The organism is Bradyrhizobium sp. 132, from assembly GCF_023074185.1.
GTDB lineage: Bacteria > Pseudomonadota > Alphaproteobacteria > Rhizobiales > Xanthobacteraceae > Bradyrhizobium.
The window spans coordinates 305,037-324,185 of record NZ_JADPKY010000132.1 but is presented as its reverse complement, the minus strand read 5'-3'; the positions used below and the strand labels follow the sequence as shown (position 1 = coordinate 324,185).

Here is a 19,149-nt window from a genome sequence, read left to right as displayed (position 1 = left end):
GTTTTCGCATGGCTTCGGGCGTGAGCACACGCCAGCTCTCGAAGTCCCAGCGAGGATGTGCGCGGACGGTCAAGTCGTGTGGTCCTGACGCCCGGGGTCTGTGCGTCAAGTCCAGCGGTGATGTTGCTGCCCGACCGGGCGTGCGCATCAGCGATCCGCTCGGCGACGGGGGCAATAGTGCATCGCTCCCCGAGGAGAGCACGAAGTAAGCCGTAAACCATTGCGCAGGGAAGGCCGGGCGATTGGCTGACCTGTGGTCCACCCCGTGTGCATCTTCCTGCGCACGGACCTGGGTGCCAGCCGGCGCCCGGCCTTCCCTGCGCCCTTGTCACGACGAGGGCGATGCGATCAGGCAAAGCTCGGGCGAAATGCGCCGCGAGGAGGCGAAGGTGTGTCCACTGTTTGAAAGTTGGGTCGGGATTGATCAGCAGACGGTTCGTCCGTGCCCCGGATGCAGCGCAGCGTCCCTCGACGGTGCCCTGCAGAGCCGGGGCCCATCTTTCAGAGTGCTCGTGGGGCATGGGTCCCGGCTCTGCGCCGCAAAGTGAAGGACGTTGCAGCGCGTCCGGGACACGAGACGGAGAGACGCTGTCGCCCACACTCATCGCGCCCCAATTATCCGCCCCACGGAATCCTCCACTCCCCCGCATGATCGCCCTGTCCGACCTCGCAATAGACTTTTCCCGACCCGGGCGGCATCCTGCCGCCATCAACCGATAACAGAGCGCCACGCAGGCGGGGGAAACAGATCATGTTGCAGACGCGGTTCACGAAGCTCGTCGGTGTCGAGCACCCGATCGTCCAGGGCGGCATGCAATGGGTCGGCCGTGCCGAGCTGGTCGCTGCCGTCGCCAATGCCGGGGCGCTCGGATTCATCACGGCGCTGACCCAGCCGACGCCGGAGGACCTCAGGAAGGAGATCGCGCGCTGCCGCGACCTCACCGACAAGCCGTTTGGCGTCAACCTCACCATCCTGCCCGCGATCAAGCCGCCGCCTTATGCCGAATACCGCGCCGCCATCATCGAGAGCGGCATCACGGTGGTCGAAACCGCCGGCAACAAGCCGCAGGAGCATGTCGACGAGTTCAAGAAGCACGGCGTCAAGGTCGTGCACAAATGCACCAGCGTCCGTCACGGGCTCTCGGCTGAGCGCATGGGCGTGGACGCCATCTCGATCGACGGGTTCGAATGCGCCGGCCACCCCGGCGAGGACGATACCCCCGGCCTGATCCTGATCCCGGCCGCCGCCAACAAGATCAAGATCCCGATGATCGCTTCAGGCGGCTTTGCCGACGCCCGCGGCCTCGTCGCCGCGCTGGCGCTGGGCGCCGAAGGCATCAACATGGGCACGCGCTTCATGGCCACCAGGGAAAGTCCGATCCACCAGCTCATCAAGGAGAAGATCGTCGCCAACGACGAGCGCGAGACCGAGCTGATCTTCCGCACCATGCGCAACACCTCCCGCGTCGCCAGGAACGAGATCTCGACCAAGGTCGTCGCGATGGAGAAGGAAGGCGCCAAGTTCGAGGACATCCGCGAGCTCGTCGCCGGCGCCCGTGGCAAGATGGTCTATGCGACCGGCAACTCGGACGAAGGCATCTGGTCGGCGGGCCAGGTGCAGGGCCTGATCCATGATATCCCGAGCTGCGCCGAACTCGTCTCCCGGATCGTGCGCGAAGCCGAGGCCATCATCCGCAGCCGGCTCGAAGGCATGATCGTTCATCCGACAGCGCAAGCTGCTGAATAGTCACTGTAAGAAGCGAGAGCAATTTATGAAGGCTTATGTCTACGGCCCTGGTGGCGCTACGATTTCCGACGTCGCTCAACCAAAACCTAAAGGCACGCAGGTGCTGGTCCGCGTCCGCGCCTGCGGACTGAATCGCGCCGACACGGGCATGCGCAAGGGCCACGTCCATGGCGCGGCCGGCGGCGCCGGCACCGTGCTCGGTATGGAATGGGCCGGCGAAGTCGCCGAGCTCGGACCGGATGCCAAGGGCGTGAAGGTCGGCGACCGCATTATGGGCTCGGGCGGCGCGGCGTTCGCCGAATACACGCTGGCCGATCACGGCCGGCTGTTCTGCGCGCCCTCGAACATGAATTTCGAGGAAGCCGCCACCCTCCCCGTCGCGCTCGCGACAATGCACAACGCCGTCGTCACCGTCGGCGGCGTGCAGCCCGGGCAAGCCGTGCTGATCCAGGGCGCAAGCTCCGGCGTCGGCCTGATGGCGATGCAGATCGCCAGGCTCAAGGGCGCCAAACTCGTGATCGGCTCGTCGACCGATGCCACTCGCCGCGGCCGGCTGCAGGAATATGGCGCCGACCTTGCCGTCGATTCCTCCGATCCCACATGGGTCGACGAGGTGTTGAAGGCGACGAACGGCGAAGGCGTCGACCTCATCGTCGACCAGGTCTCAGGCCAAGTCGCCAACCAGAACCTCGCCGCGACAAAGGTAAAAGGCCGCATCGTCAATGTCGGCCGGCTCGGCGGCACCCATGCCGATTTCAACTTCGACCTGCACGCGGCGCGCCGCATCGACTATGTCGGCGTCACCTTCCGCACCCGCACCATCGAGGAGGTCCGCGAGATTTTTGAGGAGGTCCGCAAAGACATCTGGGGCGCGGTCGAGTCGCGAAAACTGCAGCTGCCGATCGACAAGGTGTTTGCCTTCGACGACATCGACAAGGCATTCGAGCACATGGAGGCGAACAAGCACCTCGGCAAGATCGTGGTGACGGTGCCGTAGCGGTCCCAGTCTTGCAGGGTGGGCAAAGCGAAGCGTGCCCACCACAAGCGGTTGATCAGGAGACGCCTGTTGGTAGGCACGGCGCCATGGCGCCTCTGTCCACCCTACGAAAAGGTGCTCCTGCAACTCACTTGCGACTACGTCTGTGGACTGCAGCTTGATGTTCACTCGTGGCCTGCTAAATCCCACGCCATGAGCTCCCAACACAACAAGACCTCGGTCGCGGCGATCTCGATCTTCGCCAGCGGCGGCATGGCGGCGGCCAAGTTCGCAGTCGGGATCGCGATCGGCTCGCTGGCGCTGATCTCCGAGGCCCTGCACTCCTCGGTCGACCTGGTCGCCACCATCATCACCTGGGCGGTGGTACGGGTGTCCGACAAGCCGGCGGACGAGGAGCATCATTACGGCCACGGCAAGCTCGAAAGCATCTCGGCGCTGGGCGTCACGGCTCTGCTCTACGTGCTCGCCGGCGGCATCCTGGTCGAATCCTACAGCCGGCTGCGCGAGGGAACCCCGCCACCGACCATTTCGGCCGTGCCGTTCGTGGTGCTGGTGATCGACATCGTCGTCAATCTCTGGCGCGCCCGCGCCCTGCACCGCGCCGCGCGGGAGACGCGGAGCCAGGCGCTGGCCGCCGACGCGCTGCATTTCGCCTCCGACGTGATGGGCTCTTTCGCCGTGATCGTGGGCCTGGTCCTCGCCGCCCTCGGCTTCTGGTGGGGCGATGCCGCCGCGGCCGCCGCGGTCGCCGTGATGATCGCCCTGCTCGGCTTGCGCATGGCCGGCTCGACCGTGCAGACGCTGCTCGACCGCGCTCCGGAGGGCGCGCAGGAGAAGGCCACGGCCGCGATCCGGGGCGTGTCCGGCGTGATCGACGTCGAACGGCTGCGCGTGCGCATGGTCGGAGCGACCACCTTCATCGACACCATCGCAAAGGTGCCGCGGACCTATCCGATCGACCGCGTCGAGGAGATCAAGCGCAAGGCGCAAGCGGCCGTCGACAAAGCATTCGGCGAAACCGACCTCACCTTCACCGCGGTCCCTGTCGCCCGCGACAACGAGACCGTCCGCGACCGCATCATGGTGATCGCGCATAATTCGGGACTCGCCGTCCACCACGTCACGGTGCACGACCTCGGCGGCAAGCTGATCGTCAGCATCGACCTCGAGGTCGATGCCGGAATGCAGCTCGACGCCGCCCATGACGTCGCCAACACGCTGGAGCGCAACATCCAGGAGGAGTTCGGAGCGGACGTCGAGGTCGACGTCCACATCGAGCCGCTGGAACCTGAACTGCCGTTCGGGGTCGATGCCGCACCGGAACGGGTGCAGGCCATCGCCGCCGCTCTGACGGAATACGCCGCCGGCGGCGAGATCCACGACATCCACAATGTCCGCGTCCGCAACACCGACGCCGGCGAGATCGTCAACTTCCACTGCCGCGCCGAGCCGTCGATGAGCGTGATCAAAGTGCACGAGCACGTCGACGCGATCGAGCGTGCGCTGCGGCGCGCGTTCCCGAGCGTGAAGCGCGTGATCAGTCACGCCGAACCGCCGCGCGCATGATGCAGAATGTGCGAGGAGTCACACGTTCCCGTTTCGGACTCGTAACGCACGTCAATTTACGGACGCGAGAGGCGCGAACTCTCCATTGGATAAGAATTATTCGGCATTAACGATTCATTGACTCTCGACAGGCCGCGAAAACTGGATTCAAATCGCTGTGATTCGAAAGCGATGTGGGGCTGCTTTCGAAATCAGTCGCAGCAGAGTTTCCAGGGGGCCTAGGGCATGGCGCGTGCAGACGCCGCGAACGCGTGCGTGCAATCCGATTCGATCAAAGGATTGGCGCAATCGATCGCGAAACCTGCCTACCATCGGCTGCTGATCGCGGAGCCGGCGCTGCGCCGCGCGGTGCCGACGCTCATCATCGCGTTCCTGATCACGATCTGCCTCGGCGCGTTCGTGCAGGTCGTCGATCAGACGCGCCAGAAGCGGCTGGTGATCCGCCACGACATGTCGGCGCTCGCTGACCTGCTCGCCGAGCGCATCGACCGCCTCACCTCGGCGCGACAGGAGCGGCTGAAGAACATCGAGAACCTGCCGACGCTGCTGTCCGATCTCATTCCGTCCTGGGGCACCGCCTCGGGCCGCCACGTCATCGTCACCTCGGCCGGCCTTGATCGCCGCATCCTCGCCCGCATCCCGGTCGACAGCGATCCCTCGGGCAACGACCGTCTGCTCGACGCAATCACGACGGCGCAACTGCTGGCGGCGCCGCCGCGCGACGGCAACATCTCCGACATGACGCTGCCGAACGGCAACGCCGCGATGGCGACCTCGCGGCAGATCAAGTCGCTGCCCGGCTTCGTCACCGTGATCCAGGAGCGCAACGAGCCGATCTGGGGCTCGGACGCCGCGCTGTCGGTGACGCTGTCGGCCACCACCGGCTTCGTCGTCCTGATCCTCGGCTTCGCCTTCCACTGGCAGTCCACCCGTGCCCGCGAGGGCGACTTGATCAACGACGCCATGCGCGGCCGTATCGACACCGCGCTCAACCGCGGCCGCTGCGGGCTGTGGGACTGGGACCTGTCGCGCGGCCGCATCTTCTGGTCGCAGTCGATGTTTTCGATGCTCGGCCTCGACGGCCGCAACGAGCTCCTCACCTTCGGCGAGGTCAACGCGCTGGTGAAGTCCGACGACATCGACCTGTTCGAGATCGCCGACCAGCTCATCTCCGAGAAGATCGACCACATCGACCAGACCTTTCGCATGCAGCATGTCGACGGCCACTGGATCTGGCTCCGTGTCCGCTGCGAAAAGACCCACGGTGCGACCGATTCCAGCGTGCACCTGATCGGGATCGCCGTCGACATCACCGAGCAGAAGAGCCTCGCCGAGCGGACCGTGGAAGCCGATCTGCGCCTGCGCGACGCGATCGAGACCATTCCCGAAGCCTTCGTGCTGTGGGACGCCAGCGACCGCCTGGTGCTCTGCAACTCGCACTTCCAGCGCCTGCACAAGCTGCCCGACAGCGCCGTCATCTCCGGTACCTCTTACGAGACCGTGCTCGAGGTCGGCCGCATGCCGGAGGTGCGAACCCGCCATAACGAGACCGCCAGCCAGGGCCCCGGCGCGCGCACCTTCGAGGCGCAGCTCGACGACGGCAGCTGGCTGCACATCAGCGAGCGCCGCACCAAGGACGGCGGCTACGTCTCGGTCGGCACCGACATCACCCGCATCAAGGAGCACGAGCAGAAGCTGGTCGACAACGATCTGCGCCTGCGCGCCACCGTCATCGACCTGAAGCGCTCGCAGGCAGCTCTGGAACGACAGGCAGGCGAGCTCGCCGATCTCGCCGAAAAATACCAGCGCGAGAAGACCCGCGCCGAGGAGGCCAACCAGACCAAGTCGAAATTCCTCGCCAATATGAGCCACGAGCTGCGCACGCCGCTGAACGCGATCATCGGCTTCTCCGAGATCATGGGCTCGGGCATGTTCGGCGAACTCGGTTCGGAAAAGTACCAGGAATACTGCCACGACATCCTGACCAGCGGGCATTATCTGCTCGAAGTCATCAACGACATCCTCGACATGTCCAAGATCGAGGCCGGCCGCATGAAGCTCGACATGGAAGAGCTCGACCTGGCGCAGACGCTGGCGGAATCCTTGCGGGTCGTCACCGGCCGGGCGCAGGACAAGCACCTGACGCTCGACGCCGACATCGAAAAATCCCTCTCCGTCGTCGCCGATCGCCGCGCCACCAAGCAGATCATCGTCAATTTGCTCTCCAACGCCGTGAAGTTCACGCCCGACGGCGGACGCATCGTGGTGCGCAGCCGGCAGTTCGACGACAGGATCGTGCTGATGATCGCCGACACCGGCATCGGCATCGCGCCGCATTCACTGGCGCGGCTCGGCCGCCCCTTCGAGCAGGTCGAGAGCCAGCTCACCAAGACCTATCACGGCTCGGGACTGGGGCTCGCGATCGCCCGCTCGCTGGCGCAGCTCCATGGCGGCTCGATGCGGCTGCGCTCCAAGCTCGAAGTCGGCACCGTCGTGCGCGTGACCCTGCCGCGCGACGCGATCAAGGCGGCGTCCGGAATATCGGCCGCGGCCTGAACCCTAGGATTGCAGCGACGGCGCGACTTCGCGCGCGACATTGACCAGCGCCGCAATCAACGGCGTCATCGGATCGCGCTGCGGGATCACCATGCCGATGCTGTAATTGACATCTGGATCGGTGATCGGGATCGAGCGCACCGTGTCGGACAGGCCGAGCGTCTCGGCGAGCTTGGCCGGCATCACGCTGGCCCAGCGCCCCGTCTTCACGTGCGTGAACAACACCAGGAGCGAGTTCGACGTCAAGGTCGGCGTCGCCTCCGCGCCGACCGAACGCAGCGCGCGGTCGATGATGCGGCGGTTCTGCATGTCGGGCGTCAGCAGGCACAGCGGCACCTGCCCGACCTCCGTCCACGTCACCGTCTCGCGATCGCCGAACATTCCATCCGGCGCGGTGAGCAGGCGATAGCTCTCGTTGTAGAGCGGAATGGTGCGCACCTTGCCGATCGGCTCGTTCTCGATATAGGTCAGCCCCGCGTCCACCTCGAGATTTTCGAGCAGCCCCAGCACCTCGGACGAGGTGGTGGACCGGATGCTGAAGCGCACCTCGGGATGCCTTGCGCGGAACGGCGTCGTCAGCGCGGCGACCATGCCGAGCACGGTCGGGATCGCGGCAATACGGATCTCGCCGGAGAGCTGATGCTTCAACCCATTGATCTCGTCACGCATCGCGCGTGCATCGCCCACGATCCGACGGGCCCAATCCAGCGCCCGCTCGCCTTCCGGCGTAAAACCCTGGAAGCGGGAGCCGCGCTGGACCAGCATCACGCCGAGGATCTCCTCGAGCTGTTTGAGCCCGGTCGACATCGTCGGTTGCGTCACGCCGCACACCTCTGCGGCCCGGCCGAAATGCCGCTCTTTCGCCAGCGCCAGCAGCAATTCAAGCTTGTCGAGCAACCGTCATCCCCTCGGATTGTGTGGTGGCATACAAGCTAGCATGCCCTGCCCCGCCCAACACGTAAAAACCGCCCGGCAGACAGCTCCGATTGCAATTTCAAATCAACTGATTGCCAACGCAAATCGATCGGGATTCGCGATCGCAGCATGAGACAGCTTTATTGATCTTCGAATGATTCCAAATAGTTTGCGATGAGCAGACGCTCTGGTTGAGAACGAAGAATGACAGCGGTTTTTGAGCCTTGGAACGAAATGCGCGGCGCCGATATCATCGCCGAACACAGCAAGCAGGAAGGCGCGACGCTGGTGATCCTGCACGCGCTCCAGGGGGCGTTCGGCTACGTGCCGGAAGCAGCCATTCCGATGGTGGCGCAAACGCTCAATCTGTCGCGCGCCGAAGTGCATGGCGTGTTCACGTTCTATCATGATTTCCGCCACAAGCCGGCCGGCCGCCATGTGCTGAAACTCTGCCGCGCGGAGGCCTGTCAGGCGGCGGGCGGCGATGCGCTGGCTGCGCGTGCCGAGGCGAAGCTTGGCGTCTCGCTCGGCAACACGACGGCCGACGACCGCGTCACGCTGGAGCCGATCTACTGCCTCGGCCTGTGCGCGACCGCACCGTCCGCGATGCTCGACGGCCGGCTCATTGGCCGGCTCGATGAAAAGCGTATCGATGCGCTTGTTGCGGAGGCGCAGCGATGAAGATGCGGATATTCGTCCCCCGCGATGCGGCTGCAGTCGCCGTCGGCGCCGATGACGTGGTCAGGGCGCTCGAACGGGTCGCGGCACAGCGCGACCTGCCGATTGAGATCGTCAGGACCGGCTCGCGCGGGCTCTGCTGGCTGGAGCCGATGATCGAGGTGGCGACCCCCGGAGGCCGCATCGCCTACAGCCCCGTCGGCCCGGAGGATGTTGCCTCCGTGCTCGATTCGATGGCGAGCAATGGCTCTCATCCCCTGCGGCTCGGCGCCGCGGATGAAATCCCCTGGCTGAAGCGCCAGACCCGCCTCACCTTCGCGCGCTGCGGCGTGATCGACCCGCGCTCGCTCGACGACTACCGCGCCCATGGCGGCTACAAGGGCCTTGAGCGTTCGCTCTCGCTCGGCTCGGATGCGATCCTGAACGAAGTCACCGCATCCGGCTTGCGCGGCCGCGGCGGCGCAGGCTTCCCGACCGGCATCAAGTGGAAGACGGTCGCGCAGGCGAAAGCGGATCGTAAATTCATTGTCTGCAACGCCGACGAAGGCGACAGTGGCACCTTCGCCGACCGCATGATCATGGAAGGCGACCCCTTCGTCGTGATCGAGGGCATGACGACCGCCGGCGTCACTGTCGGCGCGACCAAGGGCTACATCTACATCCGCAGCGAATATCCGCATGCCGTCGAAGCGATGAATGCGGCCATCACAGCGGCTAGACGCCGCGGCTATCTCGGCGACAAGATCGACGGCTCCACATACAGCTTCGATCTCGAAATACGCGTCGGCGCCGGCGCTTACGTTTGCGGCGAAGAGACCTCGCTGCTGGAAAGCCTCGAAGGCCGCCGCGGCCTCGTGCGTGCAAAGCCGCCGCTGCCCGCGCATCACGGCCTGTTCGGCAGACCGACCGTCATCAACAACGTGCTATCGTTCGCCGCCATCCCCTTCATCCTGGCCGAAGGCGCCAAGGCTTATGCCGATTTCGGCATGGGTCGCTCGCGCGGCACGATGCCGATCCAGCTCGCCGGCAACATCCGCCAGGGCGGCCTGTTCGAGACCGCGTTCGGCGTCACGCTCGGCGAGCTCGTGGACGACATCGGCGGCGGCACGTTCACGGGCCGTCCCGTTCGCGCGGTTCAGGTCGGCGGCCCGCTCGGCGCCTACTTCCCGCGCGCGCTGTTCGACACCCCGTTCGACTACGAGGCCTTTTCCGCGCGCGACGGCCTGATCGGCCATGGCGGCATCGTCGTGTTCGACGACAGCGTCGACATGCGCAAGCAGGCGCGCTTCGCGATGGAATTCTGCGCCGTCGAATCCTGCGGCAAATGCACACCGTGCCGGATCGGTTCGACCCGCGGCGTCGAGACCATCCAGAAGATCATGCGCGGCGAGCGCGTGAGCGAAAATCTGGCGCTCGTAGAAGACCTCTGCAACACGATGAAATTCGGCTCGCTCTGCGCGCTCGGCGGCTTCACGCCCTACCCCGTGCTCAGCGCATTGAAGCACTTCCGGGAAGATTTCGTCCCGGCCCCGACTACGCTTCAGGCCGCGGAATAGGAGAGCGACAATGTCTCTGATCGAAGAAATCGACTTCGGCACGCCGCGCTCGAAATCGGAAACGATGGTGATGCTGACCATCGACGGCAACCAGGTCACGGTGCCCGAGGGCACCTCGATCATGCGGGCGGCGATGGACGCCGGCCACCAGATCCCAAAACTCTGCGCGACCGACATGGTCGATGCGTTCGGCTCGTGCCGCCTTTGCGTCGTCGAGATCGAGGGCCGCGCCGGCACGCCGGCCTCCTGCACCACGCCCGTCATGCCCGGCCTCGTCGTGCACACCCAGAGCGAACGGCTGAAGAAGCTACGCAAGGGCGTGATGGAGCTCTACATCTCCGACCATCCGCTCGATTGCCTCACCTGCGGCGCCAACGGCGACTGCGAGTTGCAGGACATGGCCGGTGCCGTCGGCCTGCGCGACGTGCGTTACGGCTATGAGGGCGAGAACCACGTCTTTGCCAAATCCAATGGCGAGATCAACGCCGCCTGGATGCCGAAGGACGAGTCGAATCCGTACTTCACCTATGATCCCTCCAAGTGCATCGTCTGCTCGCGCTGCGTCCGCGCCTGCGAGGAAGTCCAGGGCACCTTCGCGCTGACGATCTCCGGCCGCGGCTTCGACAGCCGCGTCTCTCCTGGCATGAGCGAGAGCTTCCTCGGCTCCGAATGCGTCTCCTGCGGCGCCTGCGTGCAGGCCTGCCCGACCGCGACGCTGACCGAGAAATCGGTGATCGAGATCGGCCAGCCCGAACACTCCGTCGTCACCACCTGCGCCTATTGCGGCGTGGGCTGCACCTTCAAGGCCGAAATGCGCGGCGAGGAAGTCGTCCGCATGGTGCCGTACAAGGACGGAAAGGCCAATCGCGGCCATTCCTGCGTCAAGGGCCGCTTCGCCTGGGGTTACACCAACCACAAGGAACGCATCCTCAGGCCGATGATCCGCGAGCGGATCGAGGATCCCTGGCGCGAAGTGTCGTGGGACGAGGCATTCTCGTTTGCCGCCGACAGGATGCGCGGCATCCAGACGAAGTACGGCCGCGACGCCATCGGCGGCATCACCTCGTCCCGCTGCACCAACGAAGAAACCTATCTGGTGCAGAAGCTGATCCGCGCCGGCTTCGGCAACAACAATGTCGACACCTGCGCCCGCGTCTGCCACTCCCCGACCGGCTACGGCCTCTCCACCACGTTCGGTACGTCCGCCGGCACACAGGATTTCGATTCGGTCGAGGACACCGACGTCGTGGTCATCATCGGTGCCAACCCCGCTTCGGCCCATCCTGTCTTCGCCTCCCGCCTGAAGAAACGGCTGCGCCAAGGCGCCAAGCTGATCGTGATCGATCCGCGCCGCACCGAGATGGTGGAATCGCCGCATGTGAAGGCGCTGCACCTGCCGCTGATGCCCGGCACCAACGTTGCCGTGATGACGGCGCTGGCGCATGTGATCGTGACCGAAGGCCTCGCCAACGAAGTCTTCGTGCGCGAGCGTTGCGACTGGAGCGAGTTCGAGGAGTGGGCGGCTTTCGTCTCCCAGACTAACAACAGTCCGGAGGCCACCGCCATCCTCACCGGCGTCAATCCCAAGGAACTGCGCGAAGCGGCTCGCATCTACGCCACCGGCGGCAACGGCGCGATCTATTACGGGCTCGGCGTCACCGAGCACAGCCAGGGCTCCACGACTGTGATCGCGATCGCCAACCTCGCGATGGTCACGGGCAATATCGGCCGCTCCGGCGTCGGCGTGAACCCGCTGCGCGGGCAGAACAACGTGCAGGGCTCCTGCGACATGGGCTCGTTTCCGCATGAGCTGCCGGGCTATCGTCACATCGCGGGCGATGCCGTGCGCGAGCAGTTCGAGGCGCTGTGGAACGTCAAGCTCAACCCCGAGCCCGGCCTGCGCATCCCCAACATGTTCGACGCCGCGGTCGAAGGCACGTTCATGGGCATCTACGTGCAGGGCGAAGACATCCTGCAATCCGATCCCAACACCAAGCACGTGGTGGCCGCACTGTCGGCGATGGAATGCGTCATCGTCCACGACCTCTTCCTGAACGAGACTGCGAACTACGCCCATGTGTTCCTGCCCGGCTCCAGCTTCCTCGAGAAGGACGGCACCTTCACCAACGCCGAGCGCCGTATCCAGCGCGTTCGCAAGGTGATGACGCCGAAGAACGGCCTCGCCGACTGGGAGGTCACCATCGGCCTTGCCAAGGCCATGGGCTTCGAGATGAACTACAGCCACCCTTCCGAGATCATGGACGAGATCGCCGCGCTGACCCCGACCTTCGCCGGCGTCTCCTACGCCAAGCTCGACGAGCTCGGCTCGGTGCAGTGGCCCTGCAACGAGGAGGCGCCCGAGGGCACACCGGTGATGCACATCGACGGCTTCGTCCGCGGCAAGGGCAAGTTCGTCGTCACCGAATATATCGCGACCGACGAGCGCACCGGCCCACGCTATCCGCTGCTTCTCACCACGGGCCGCATCCTCAGCCAGTACAATGTCGGCGCGCAGACCCGGCGCACCGAGAACGTGGTCTGGCATGCCGAGGACCGGCTGGAGATCCATCCGCACGATGCCGAGCAGCGCGGCGTGCGCGACGGCGACTGGGTGCGGCTGAAGAGCCGTGCCGGCGAGACCACGCTGCGTGCGGAGATCACCGATCGCGTCGCGCCGGGCGTCGTCTACACCACCTTCCACCATCCGGACACGCAGGCCAACGTCATCACGACCGACTATTCGGACTGGGCGACCAACTGCCCCGAATACAAGGTCACGGCGGTGCAGATCTCGCCGTCGAACGGCCCGTCCGACTGGCAGAAGGCCTACGACGCGCAGGCACGGCACTCCCGCCGCATCGCGCCGGCCGAGGCGGCGGAGTAGCGGCATGCACGTGCCGGTCCAGGCCATCGACCGCGAGATCTGGCGCGACGGTATCGCATCCGAGGGGACACGGCTGATTCCGGAGGAGACGCCTCTGGCGCTGACCTACAATGGCGGCACCTACGCCGTCATGATGGGGACGCCGCAGAACCTGGAAGATTTTGCGGTCGGCTTCAGCCTCGATGAAGGCATCATCAAATCGGTCGACGACATCAAGTCGCTCGAAATGGTCCGCCTCGACGACGGCATCGAGCTGCGCATGTGGCTGGCCTCGGAAGATGCCGCGCGCATCGGCGAGCGGCGCCGCCACATCGCTGGCCCGACCGGCTGCGGCCTTTGCGGCATCGATTCAATCGCCGAAGCCGTGCGGCCTGCGGCGGTCGTGCCGCAGGGACAGAGGTTTACGCCCGAACAGGTCATGGCGGCGATGCAGACCATCGCACCGCTGCAATCGATCAATTTGCAGACCCGCGCCGTTCACGCCGCCGCGTTCTGGTCGCCTGCCGGCGGTATCGTCACGCTGCGCGAGGATGTCGGCCGCCATAATGCGCTCGACAAGCTCGCCGGCTCGCTGGCGCGCAGCCGCACGGTTGCAAGCGGCGGCATCGTGCTGCTGACCAGCCGCGTCTCGGTCGAGATGGTGCAGAAGACCGCCGCCATCGGCGCGCCGGTGATGGTCGCCGTGTCTGCGCCGACCGCGCTCGCGGTGCGCACCGCTGAGGCCGCCGGCATCACGTTGATTGCCATTGCCCGCCAGGACGGGTTCGAAGTGTTTTCGCATGGCGGCCGGGTTATCGCGCGTCATGCCACGGAGATTGCCGATGTCGCCTGACCGCCTGATCTACATGGCCAACCAGATCGGCACGTTCTTCCGGAGCCAGGGCCACGACAAGGCCGTGCCGGGAATCGCCGATCATATCAAGAAGTTCTGGGATCCGCGGATGAAGCGCGCGATCTTCGCCCATCTCGATGCCGGCGGCGTTGGCCTGGAGCCGAACGTGCGCGAGGCGCTCACCTCGCTGAAGCCGGCGACGTCCCTTCCAGCAGCGCCCTGAAGACACGGCGCACCTCGCTCTGCGTCTCCTTCACGCGCGCCTCCAGCGAGGAGAAATCCGGCGCGTCGCCGGCGCGTGCCATCACGCGCAGGAGGTCGGTGCCGGCTGTTTCCGGCTTGAAGCGGTCGCTGACGCAGAGCCGCAGGATCTGCGTCAGGTCGTGATAGAGCCGCGCTGCGGCGCGCAGTATCTCGGTCTCCGATTGTGCGAGCACGCCGAGCCGACATGCATTTTCCAGCACCTGCATGGTGCCGACGTCGAGAACCCCCGGCTTCTCGTGAGCATGCACGAGCTGGAGATATTGCGCGATGAAATCGATGTCGACCATGCCGCCGGCGGCGTATTTGAGATCCCAATGGTCGGTCTCGCCCTTCTCCTGCGCGATCGCGCGCCGCATGTCCGCGACGTCGTTGGCGGTGATTCCGGGATCGCGGCGGCGGGTCAGGACATCGCGGATGACGTGCTCGATCCGTTCCCGAAATGCGGGCGAAGCCGACACGACGCGCGCGCGCGTCAGCGCCATGTGCTCCCAGGTCCAGGCCTCGTTGGTCTGGTAGTCCGCGAAGGAGACGAGGCTCGACGCCACAGGGCCGGCACGCCCCGAGGGGCGCAGCCGCATGTCGATCTCGTAGAGCACGCCGTAATTGGTACGCGTCGTGAAGGCGCTGATCAGGCGCTGGGTGAAGCGGGCGAAGTAGTGTGCACCTTGCAGTGACTTCGCACCGTCGGAGTCAGGGTTGTCGCTGTCGAAATCGTAGAGCAGGATCAGGTCGAGATCGGACGAGGCCGTCATCTCTCGGCTGCCGAGCCGGCCCATCGCGATCATCGCGGTCTCTTGTCCCTTGATCCGGCCGTGCTGGGCGGCGAAGCGGTCGGCAACGAGGCCGTGCACGGTATGGACGATGCCCTCGGCGACGTCGGCAAAGGCCGTGCTCGCCTGCTGCGCCGAGACCGTGCCGGACAGGATGCGCGTGCCGATCAGGAACAGGCTCTCCTGCCCGAACAGGCGCAGGCGGTCGAGGAACTCTTCGTATGAGCCGGCATCCTGCACCGTCGTCGCGAGCCGCCCCGACAATTCCTGCCTGTCGGGCATGGCGCCGAAGAAGCGCGGATCGATCAGGCCGTCCATGAGCTGCGGCTGCCGTGCCAGCATCTCGCCGAGCCGCGGAGCCGCACCCAGCACCAGCGCCACCAGCGCGACGAGATCGCGGTTCTGGCCGAGCAGCGTGATCAGCCGGCCGCCGCGCTGGAGCGCCCCAAGGAATTGATCGAACGCCACGACCGCCCGATCCGGCTCTTCGGCATGAGCGAGACCGTCGATCAGGGCCGGCACGAATTCGACGAAGGCGTTTCGCGTCGCCTCATTGCGAAACACGCGGTAGTCGCCGGTGATCCAATCACGCACGGTCTGCGCAACCGCGGCGGGCTTCTTGAAGCCGAGCGCCGCCAACTGCTGAAGCAGCCGCGGATCGTCGGGACCCACACTGTAGTCGAGTGCCGGCAGCCTGGCCGTGCCGGTCGGATCGTCGCCCTCGAACAGTTTTTCGTAGTGACCCTGGACGATCTCGAGCTGGCGCAAGAGGTCGCCGGCAAAGGCCTCGCGATCCGGATAGCCGAAGAACCAGGCGAAACGCTCGACCGCCTCCTTGTCCTCGGGCAGCGTATGGGTCTGCTCGTCGGCGATCATCTGGAGCCGATGCTCGACCCGGCGAAGGAATTCGTATGCAGTGGCCAGTTCGTCGCGCGCTGCGAACGTGATCCAGTTGCTGGAAGCGAGAATATTGAGCGCGGCGAGCGTCGGCCGCACGCGCAGCTCGGGATGACGGCCGCCGGCGATCAATTGCTGGGTCTGGGCGAAGAACTCGATCTCGCGGATGCCACCGCGCCCGACCTTCACGTTATGCCCTTCGACCGCGACCTCGCTCTGGCCGCGATAGGTCTGCATCTGCCGCTTCATGTCGTGAACGTCGGCAAGCGCGGCGAAATCGAGATGCTTGCGCCAGACGAAGGGCGCGATCTCCGCGAGCAGCGCTTCGCCCGCTTTGGGATCGCCGGCGCAGGCTCGCGCCTTGATCATCGCGGCGCGCTCCCAGGTGCGCCCTTCCCGCTCGTAATAGTTCAGCGCGGCGTCGCGCGAAATCGCCACCTGCGTCGAGGATGGATCGGGACGCAGGCGCAGATCGACGCGGAAGACATAGCCGTCATAGGTGCGCTGCTGGAGAATGCGTGCCATCCCCTGCGTCACCCTCACGAAGAATGGCTGGGGTTCGATATCCGCTGCCAGCGTCGTATTGTCGGGATCGAAGAACACGATCAGATCGATGTCGCTCGAATAGTTCAGCTCGCCCGCGCCCATCTTGCCCATCGCAAGCACGATCAGCCCGCAGCCTTCCTCGGGCGCCTCGGGATTGGGCGGCAAGAGCTTGCCGCGTGCGGCTTCCTGCCGCAGCAGGTACTGAAGCGCCGCCTGCACCGAGGACACCGCGACATCGGTGAGAGCTGCGGTCACCCGCATCACCGGCCAGACCCCGCCGATGTCGCACAGCGCGGTCAGGAGCGCGGCCTCCGCCTTCATGCGGCGAAGCAGCCGCATCACCTCGGCCTCGTCGGATGCCGCAAGCACCGCACCGCTCGCCTCCGCGATCAGCGTGGCGAGATGCGCATCCGGATCGCATTCCAGCAGCCGGATCAGGCGCAAGGTATCGGCACGCGCCAGTTCGAACAGATAAGGCGAGAATTCCGTGATGCCGGACAGGATGTTCCGCGCCAAGGGATAAGCCAGCAGCGCTTCAAGACGGGCGGATTGCGCGGGCTCGAGCCCGGCCAGCCAGCTTTCAAAACGTCCTTGGTCAGTGACGGAAGCGGCAATATGGGGAGCCTCCGCGAAGCGTGCGGCCAGGCTCTCACCATGCTTGTCCGCGTTTCCCGGCGCGGAATGGTTCATGCCACCTTCTGTGGCACATCCTGCATTGACGGAGCAACCCTGTCGCCGGCCCCCGCGCGCGCCGGCAGCACCAGCGTGGCGACAAGCCCGGGCTGGGCGTCACCCAACCTCAACTCGCCGCCATGCAATGTCGCAACCGCCGAGGCGAGACTGAGGCCGAGCCCGGATCCGGGCAGCGTACGGCTCGCTTCCAGCCGCACAAATCGTTCCACGACGTGCTTGCGGTCGGCTTCGGGGATGCCGGGACCGCGATCGGTGACGCTGAGCAGCACCTGATCGCCCTCGCGCCTGGACTCGATCGTGATCTGCCGGCTGTCCATGCTGACCACGGCTCCAGCCGACTGCGCGATCGGCTTGCCGTATTTGATCGCATTCTCGACAAGATTGGCGAGCGCCTGGCTGATCAATTCGCGGTTGGCGTGAATCGGCGTCGGCTCGCAGCTGACCTTCAAGATCATGTCGTCGTCTTCGGCCAGCGGCTCGTAGAGCTCGTGGATGCCGCCCGCGACGTCGGCGGCGTCGAAATCATCCATGTTGCCGCGCGCCTGTCCGGACTCGGCACGCGCGATCATCAGCAGCGCGTTGAAAGTGCGGATCAGGCCGTCGGATTCCTCGATGGTCCGTTCCAGCGCGGCGCGGTAATCGGCCTCGCCGCCCGATTTCGCCAGCGCCTCCTCGGCGCGGTTGCGCAAGCGCGTCAGCGGCGTCTTGAGATCGTGGGCGATGTTGTCGGAAACCTCCTTCAGTCCCGCCATCAGCGCCTCGATCCGCTCCAGCATGGCGTTGAGGTTTTCGGCGAGGCGGTCGAGTTCGTCACCGCTGCGTCCCACCGGCAGGCGTTCGCTGAGATCACCGGTCATGATGCGATGGGCGGTGCCGCTCATCGCATCGATGCGCGTGAGCACTCGGCGCGCCACGAAGATGCCGCCGCCAAGGCCGAGCACCACGACGATCAGGATCGACCATTGCGCGGCCTTCGCCACGATGCCGAACAGCCGTCGCCGCTCGGCGAGATCGCGTCCGATCAGAAGCCGGAAGCCGTTTTCCAGTTCGGTGACGCGAACCAGCGCAAGATGGTCGCGATCATCGGTGTCCTCGATCCGCCGGTAGGCGGTCTCGGACCAGCCGCGCGTCGCCATCACGCCGGGCGCGAGCGAGCCGACATTGCCGGCGATCGACTGGCCGGTCGGCGTCGTCACCAGATAGAGGTTGGCGCCCGGCCGCAACGCCCGGTACTCGATCGCGAGCACGAGACCGCGCAAGCCGCGGCGGCCGTAGATCTCGTTGATCTCCGACGTCTCGGCATTGACCGTCTGCGTGATCTCCTCGGTGATCAGCCGCCGTGTATTCCAGGCGAAATAGGCAAGCAGCGAGGCCGCGAACATCGCGAACAGCAGCAAATAGACCAGCGTCAGCCGGAATGCCGTGGTGCGGACGAGTTTACCGAATGCCGTCACGGATCATGTACCCGGCGCCGCGGATCGTGTGCAGCAGCGGCCGCTCAAAACCCTTGTCGATCTTGGAGCGCAACCGCGAGATGTGCACGTCGATCACGTTGGTCTGCGGATCGAAATGATAGTCCCAGACGTTCTCCAAGAGCATGGTGCGGGTCACCACCTGGCCCGCATGCTTCATAAGGTATTCGAGCAGGCGGAATTCACGCGGCTGGAGCGTCAGCTCGTCCTTGCCGCGAGCGACGCGATGGGAGAGCCGGTCGAGCTCGAGATCGCCGACCCGGTACAGCGTGTCCTCGGCCGGACCGCCGCGGCGGCGTGACAGCACCTCGACCCGGGCCAGGAGCTCGGCAAAGGAATAGGGTTTTGGCAGATAGTCGTCGCCGCCGGCGCGCAAGCCCTTGATGCGGTCGTCGACCTGTCCAAGCGCGGAGAGAATCAGCACCGGCGTCGAATCGTCCTTGTCGCGGAGCGCGCCGATCAGCGACAGGCCGTCGCGCTTGGGCAGCATGCGGTCGACCACCAGCACGTCGTAATCGCCGTTCTCGGCCATGGCGAGGCCTTCCTCGCCGTCAGCGGCGTGATCGGCAATGTGCCCGACCTCGCGAAACGCCTTCACGAGATAGTCGGCGGATTCGCGGTCGTCTTCAATGATGAGGAGGCGCATCGTGCGTTCGGCGACGGTCAAGGGAGGGAACCTTCTCTAAACATGGCGCGAGCGGCAATCGCATGCAAGCCGAGTGAGAGACTCTGGCAACGAGAAAAAGGCGGGCGGTGAAGCTGGGGGGACCTCACCG

At 65.6% G+C, this 19,149-nt stretch carries 13 protein-coding genes; 9 read left to right on the top strand and 4 right to left on the bottom strand.

Annotated features, from left to right (window positions below):
- Positions 1 to 751: 751 nt before the first annotated feature.
- From IVA74_RS29430 to IVA74_RS29415, 4 genes are all read left to right on the top strand, one after another.
- Entirely contained in the window at positions 752 to 1,747 is a 996-nt protein-coding gene (locus IVA74_RS29430; protein WP_247349989.1) for a nitronate monooxygenase family protein, read from the top strand.
- Between the two features lie 25 nt (positions 1,748 to 1,772).
- A complete protein-coding gene (locus tag IVA74_RS29425; protein WP_247349986.1) occupies positions 1,773 to 2,744 on the top strand; it encodes a zinc-binding dehydrogenase in 972 nt (323 codons plus the stop codon).
- Positions 2,745 to 2,936: 192 nt separating this feature from the next.
- Positions 2,937 to 4,310 (top strand): cation-efflux pump, encoded by a 1,374-nt coding sequence (locus IVA74_RS29420; protein WP_247349983.1) that lies wholly within the window; start codon positions 2,937 to 2,939, stop codon positions 4,308 to 4,310.
- Between the two features lie 225 nt (positions 4,311 to 4,535).
- Positions 4,536 to 6,866 (top strand): PAS domain-containing sensor histidine kinase, encoded by a 2,331-nt coding sequence (locus IVA74_RS29415; protein ID WP_247349980.1) that lies wholly within the window; start codon positions 4,536 to 4,538, stop codon positions 6,864 to 6,866.
- 3 nt (positions 6,867 to 6,869) lie between these two features.
- Here the strand turns inward: IVA74_RS29415 and IVA74_RS29410 are convergent, their stop codons facing one another.
- Positions 6,870 to 7,763 (bottom strand): LysR family transcriptional regulator, encoded by an 894-nt coding sequence (locus IVA74_RS29410; protein WP_247349978.1) that lies wholly within the window; start codon positions 7,761 to 7,763, stop codon positions 6,870 to 6,872.
- 222 nt (positions 7,764 to 7,985) lie between these two features.
- Here IVA74_RS29410 and IVA74_RS29405 point away from each other — a divergent pair, with 222 nt between their 5' ends.
- From IVA74_RS29405 to IVA74_RS29385, 5 genes are read left to right on the top strand one after another with little or no spacing between them, the layout of a single operon-like run.
- Positions 7,986 to 8,462, top strand: a complete 477-nt coding sequence (locus tag IVA74_RS29405) for a formate dehydrogenase subunit gamma (protein ID WP_247349977.1) — start codon at positions 7,986 to 7,988, stop codon at positions 8,460 to 8,462.
- A complete protein-coding gene (locus tag IVA74_RS29400) occupies positions 8,459 to 10,015 on the top strand; it encodes an NADH-quinone oxidoreductase subunit NuoF (RefSeq protein ID WP_247349976.1) in 1,557 nt (518 codons plus the stop codon). Before IVA74_RS29405 ends, IVA74_RS29400 begins: the two co-directional genes overlap by 4 nt.
- Positions 10,016 to 10,025: 10 nt before the next feature.
- Complete coding sequence (gene fdhF, locus IVA74_RS29395) at positions 10,026 to 12,899, top strand: formate dehydrogenase subunit alpha (RefSeq protein WP_247349975.1); 2,874 nt, start codon at positions 10,026 to 10,028, stop codon at positions 12,897 to 12,899.
- 4 nt (positions 12,900 to 12,903) lie between these two features.
- A complete protein-coding gene (gene fdhD / locus IVA74_RS29390) occupies positions 12,904 to 13,731 on the top strand; it encodes a formate dehydrogenase accessory sulfurtransferase FdhD (RefSeq protein WP_247349974.1) in 828 nt (275 codons plus the stop codon).
- Positions 13,721 to 13,954 (top strand): formate dehydrogenase subunit delta, encoded by a 234-nt coding sequence (locus tag IVA74_RS29385; RefSeq protein ID WP_247349973.1) that lies wholly within the window; start codon positions 13,721 to 13,723, stop codon positions 13,952 to 13,954. Before fdhD ends, IVA74_RS29385 begins: the two co-directional genes overlap by 11 nt.
- Here the strand turns inward: IVA74_RS29385 and IVA74_RS29380 are convergent.
- The 3 genes from IVA74_RS29380 to IVA74_RS29370 are packed head-to-tail and all read right to left on the bottom strand — an operon-like array spanning position 13,911 to position 19,019.
- Positions 13,911 to 16,898, bottom strand: coding sequence for a bifunctional [glutamine synthetase] adenylyltransferase/[glutamine synthetase]-adenylyl-L-tyrosine phosphorylase (locus IVA74_RS29380; RefSeq protein WP_247349972.1), 2,988 nt, complete (start codon positions 16,896 to 16,898; stop codon positions 13,911 to 13,913). The genes IVA74_RS29385 and IVA74_RS29380 overlap by 44 nt on opposite strands.
- Positions 16,895 to 18,355: an ATP-binding protein gene (locus IVA74_RS29375; protein ID WP_247349971.1), complete on the bottom strand. Its 1,461-nt coding sequence runs from the start codon at positions 18,353 to 18,355 to the stop codon at positions 16,895 to 16,897. The genes IVA74_RS29380 and IVA74_RS29375 overlap by 4 nt, the downstream gene beginning before the upstream one ends.
- The gene (locus tag IVA74_RS29370; protein WP_038944287.1) at positions 18,339 to 19,019 is read right to left on the bottom strand and encodes a response regulator transcription factor; all 681 of its coding nucleotides are present in this window, start codon (positions 19,017 to 19,019) and stop codon (positions 18,339 to 18,341) included. Before IVA74_RS29370 ends, IVA74_RS29375 begins: the two co-directional genes overlap by 17 nt.
- Positions 19,020 to 19,149 lie beyond the last annotated feature (130 nt).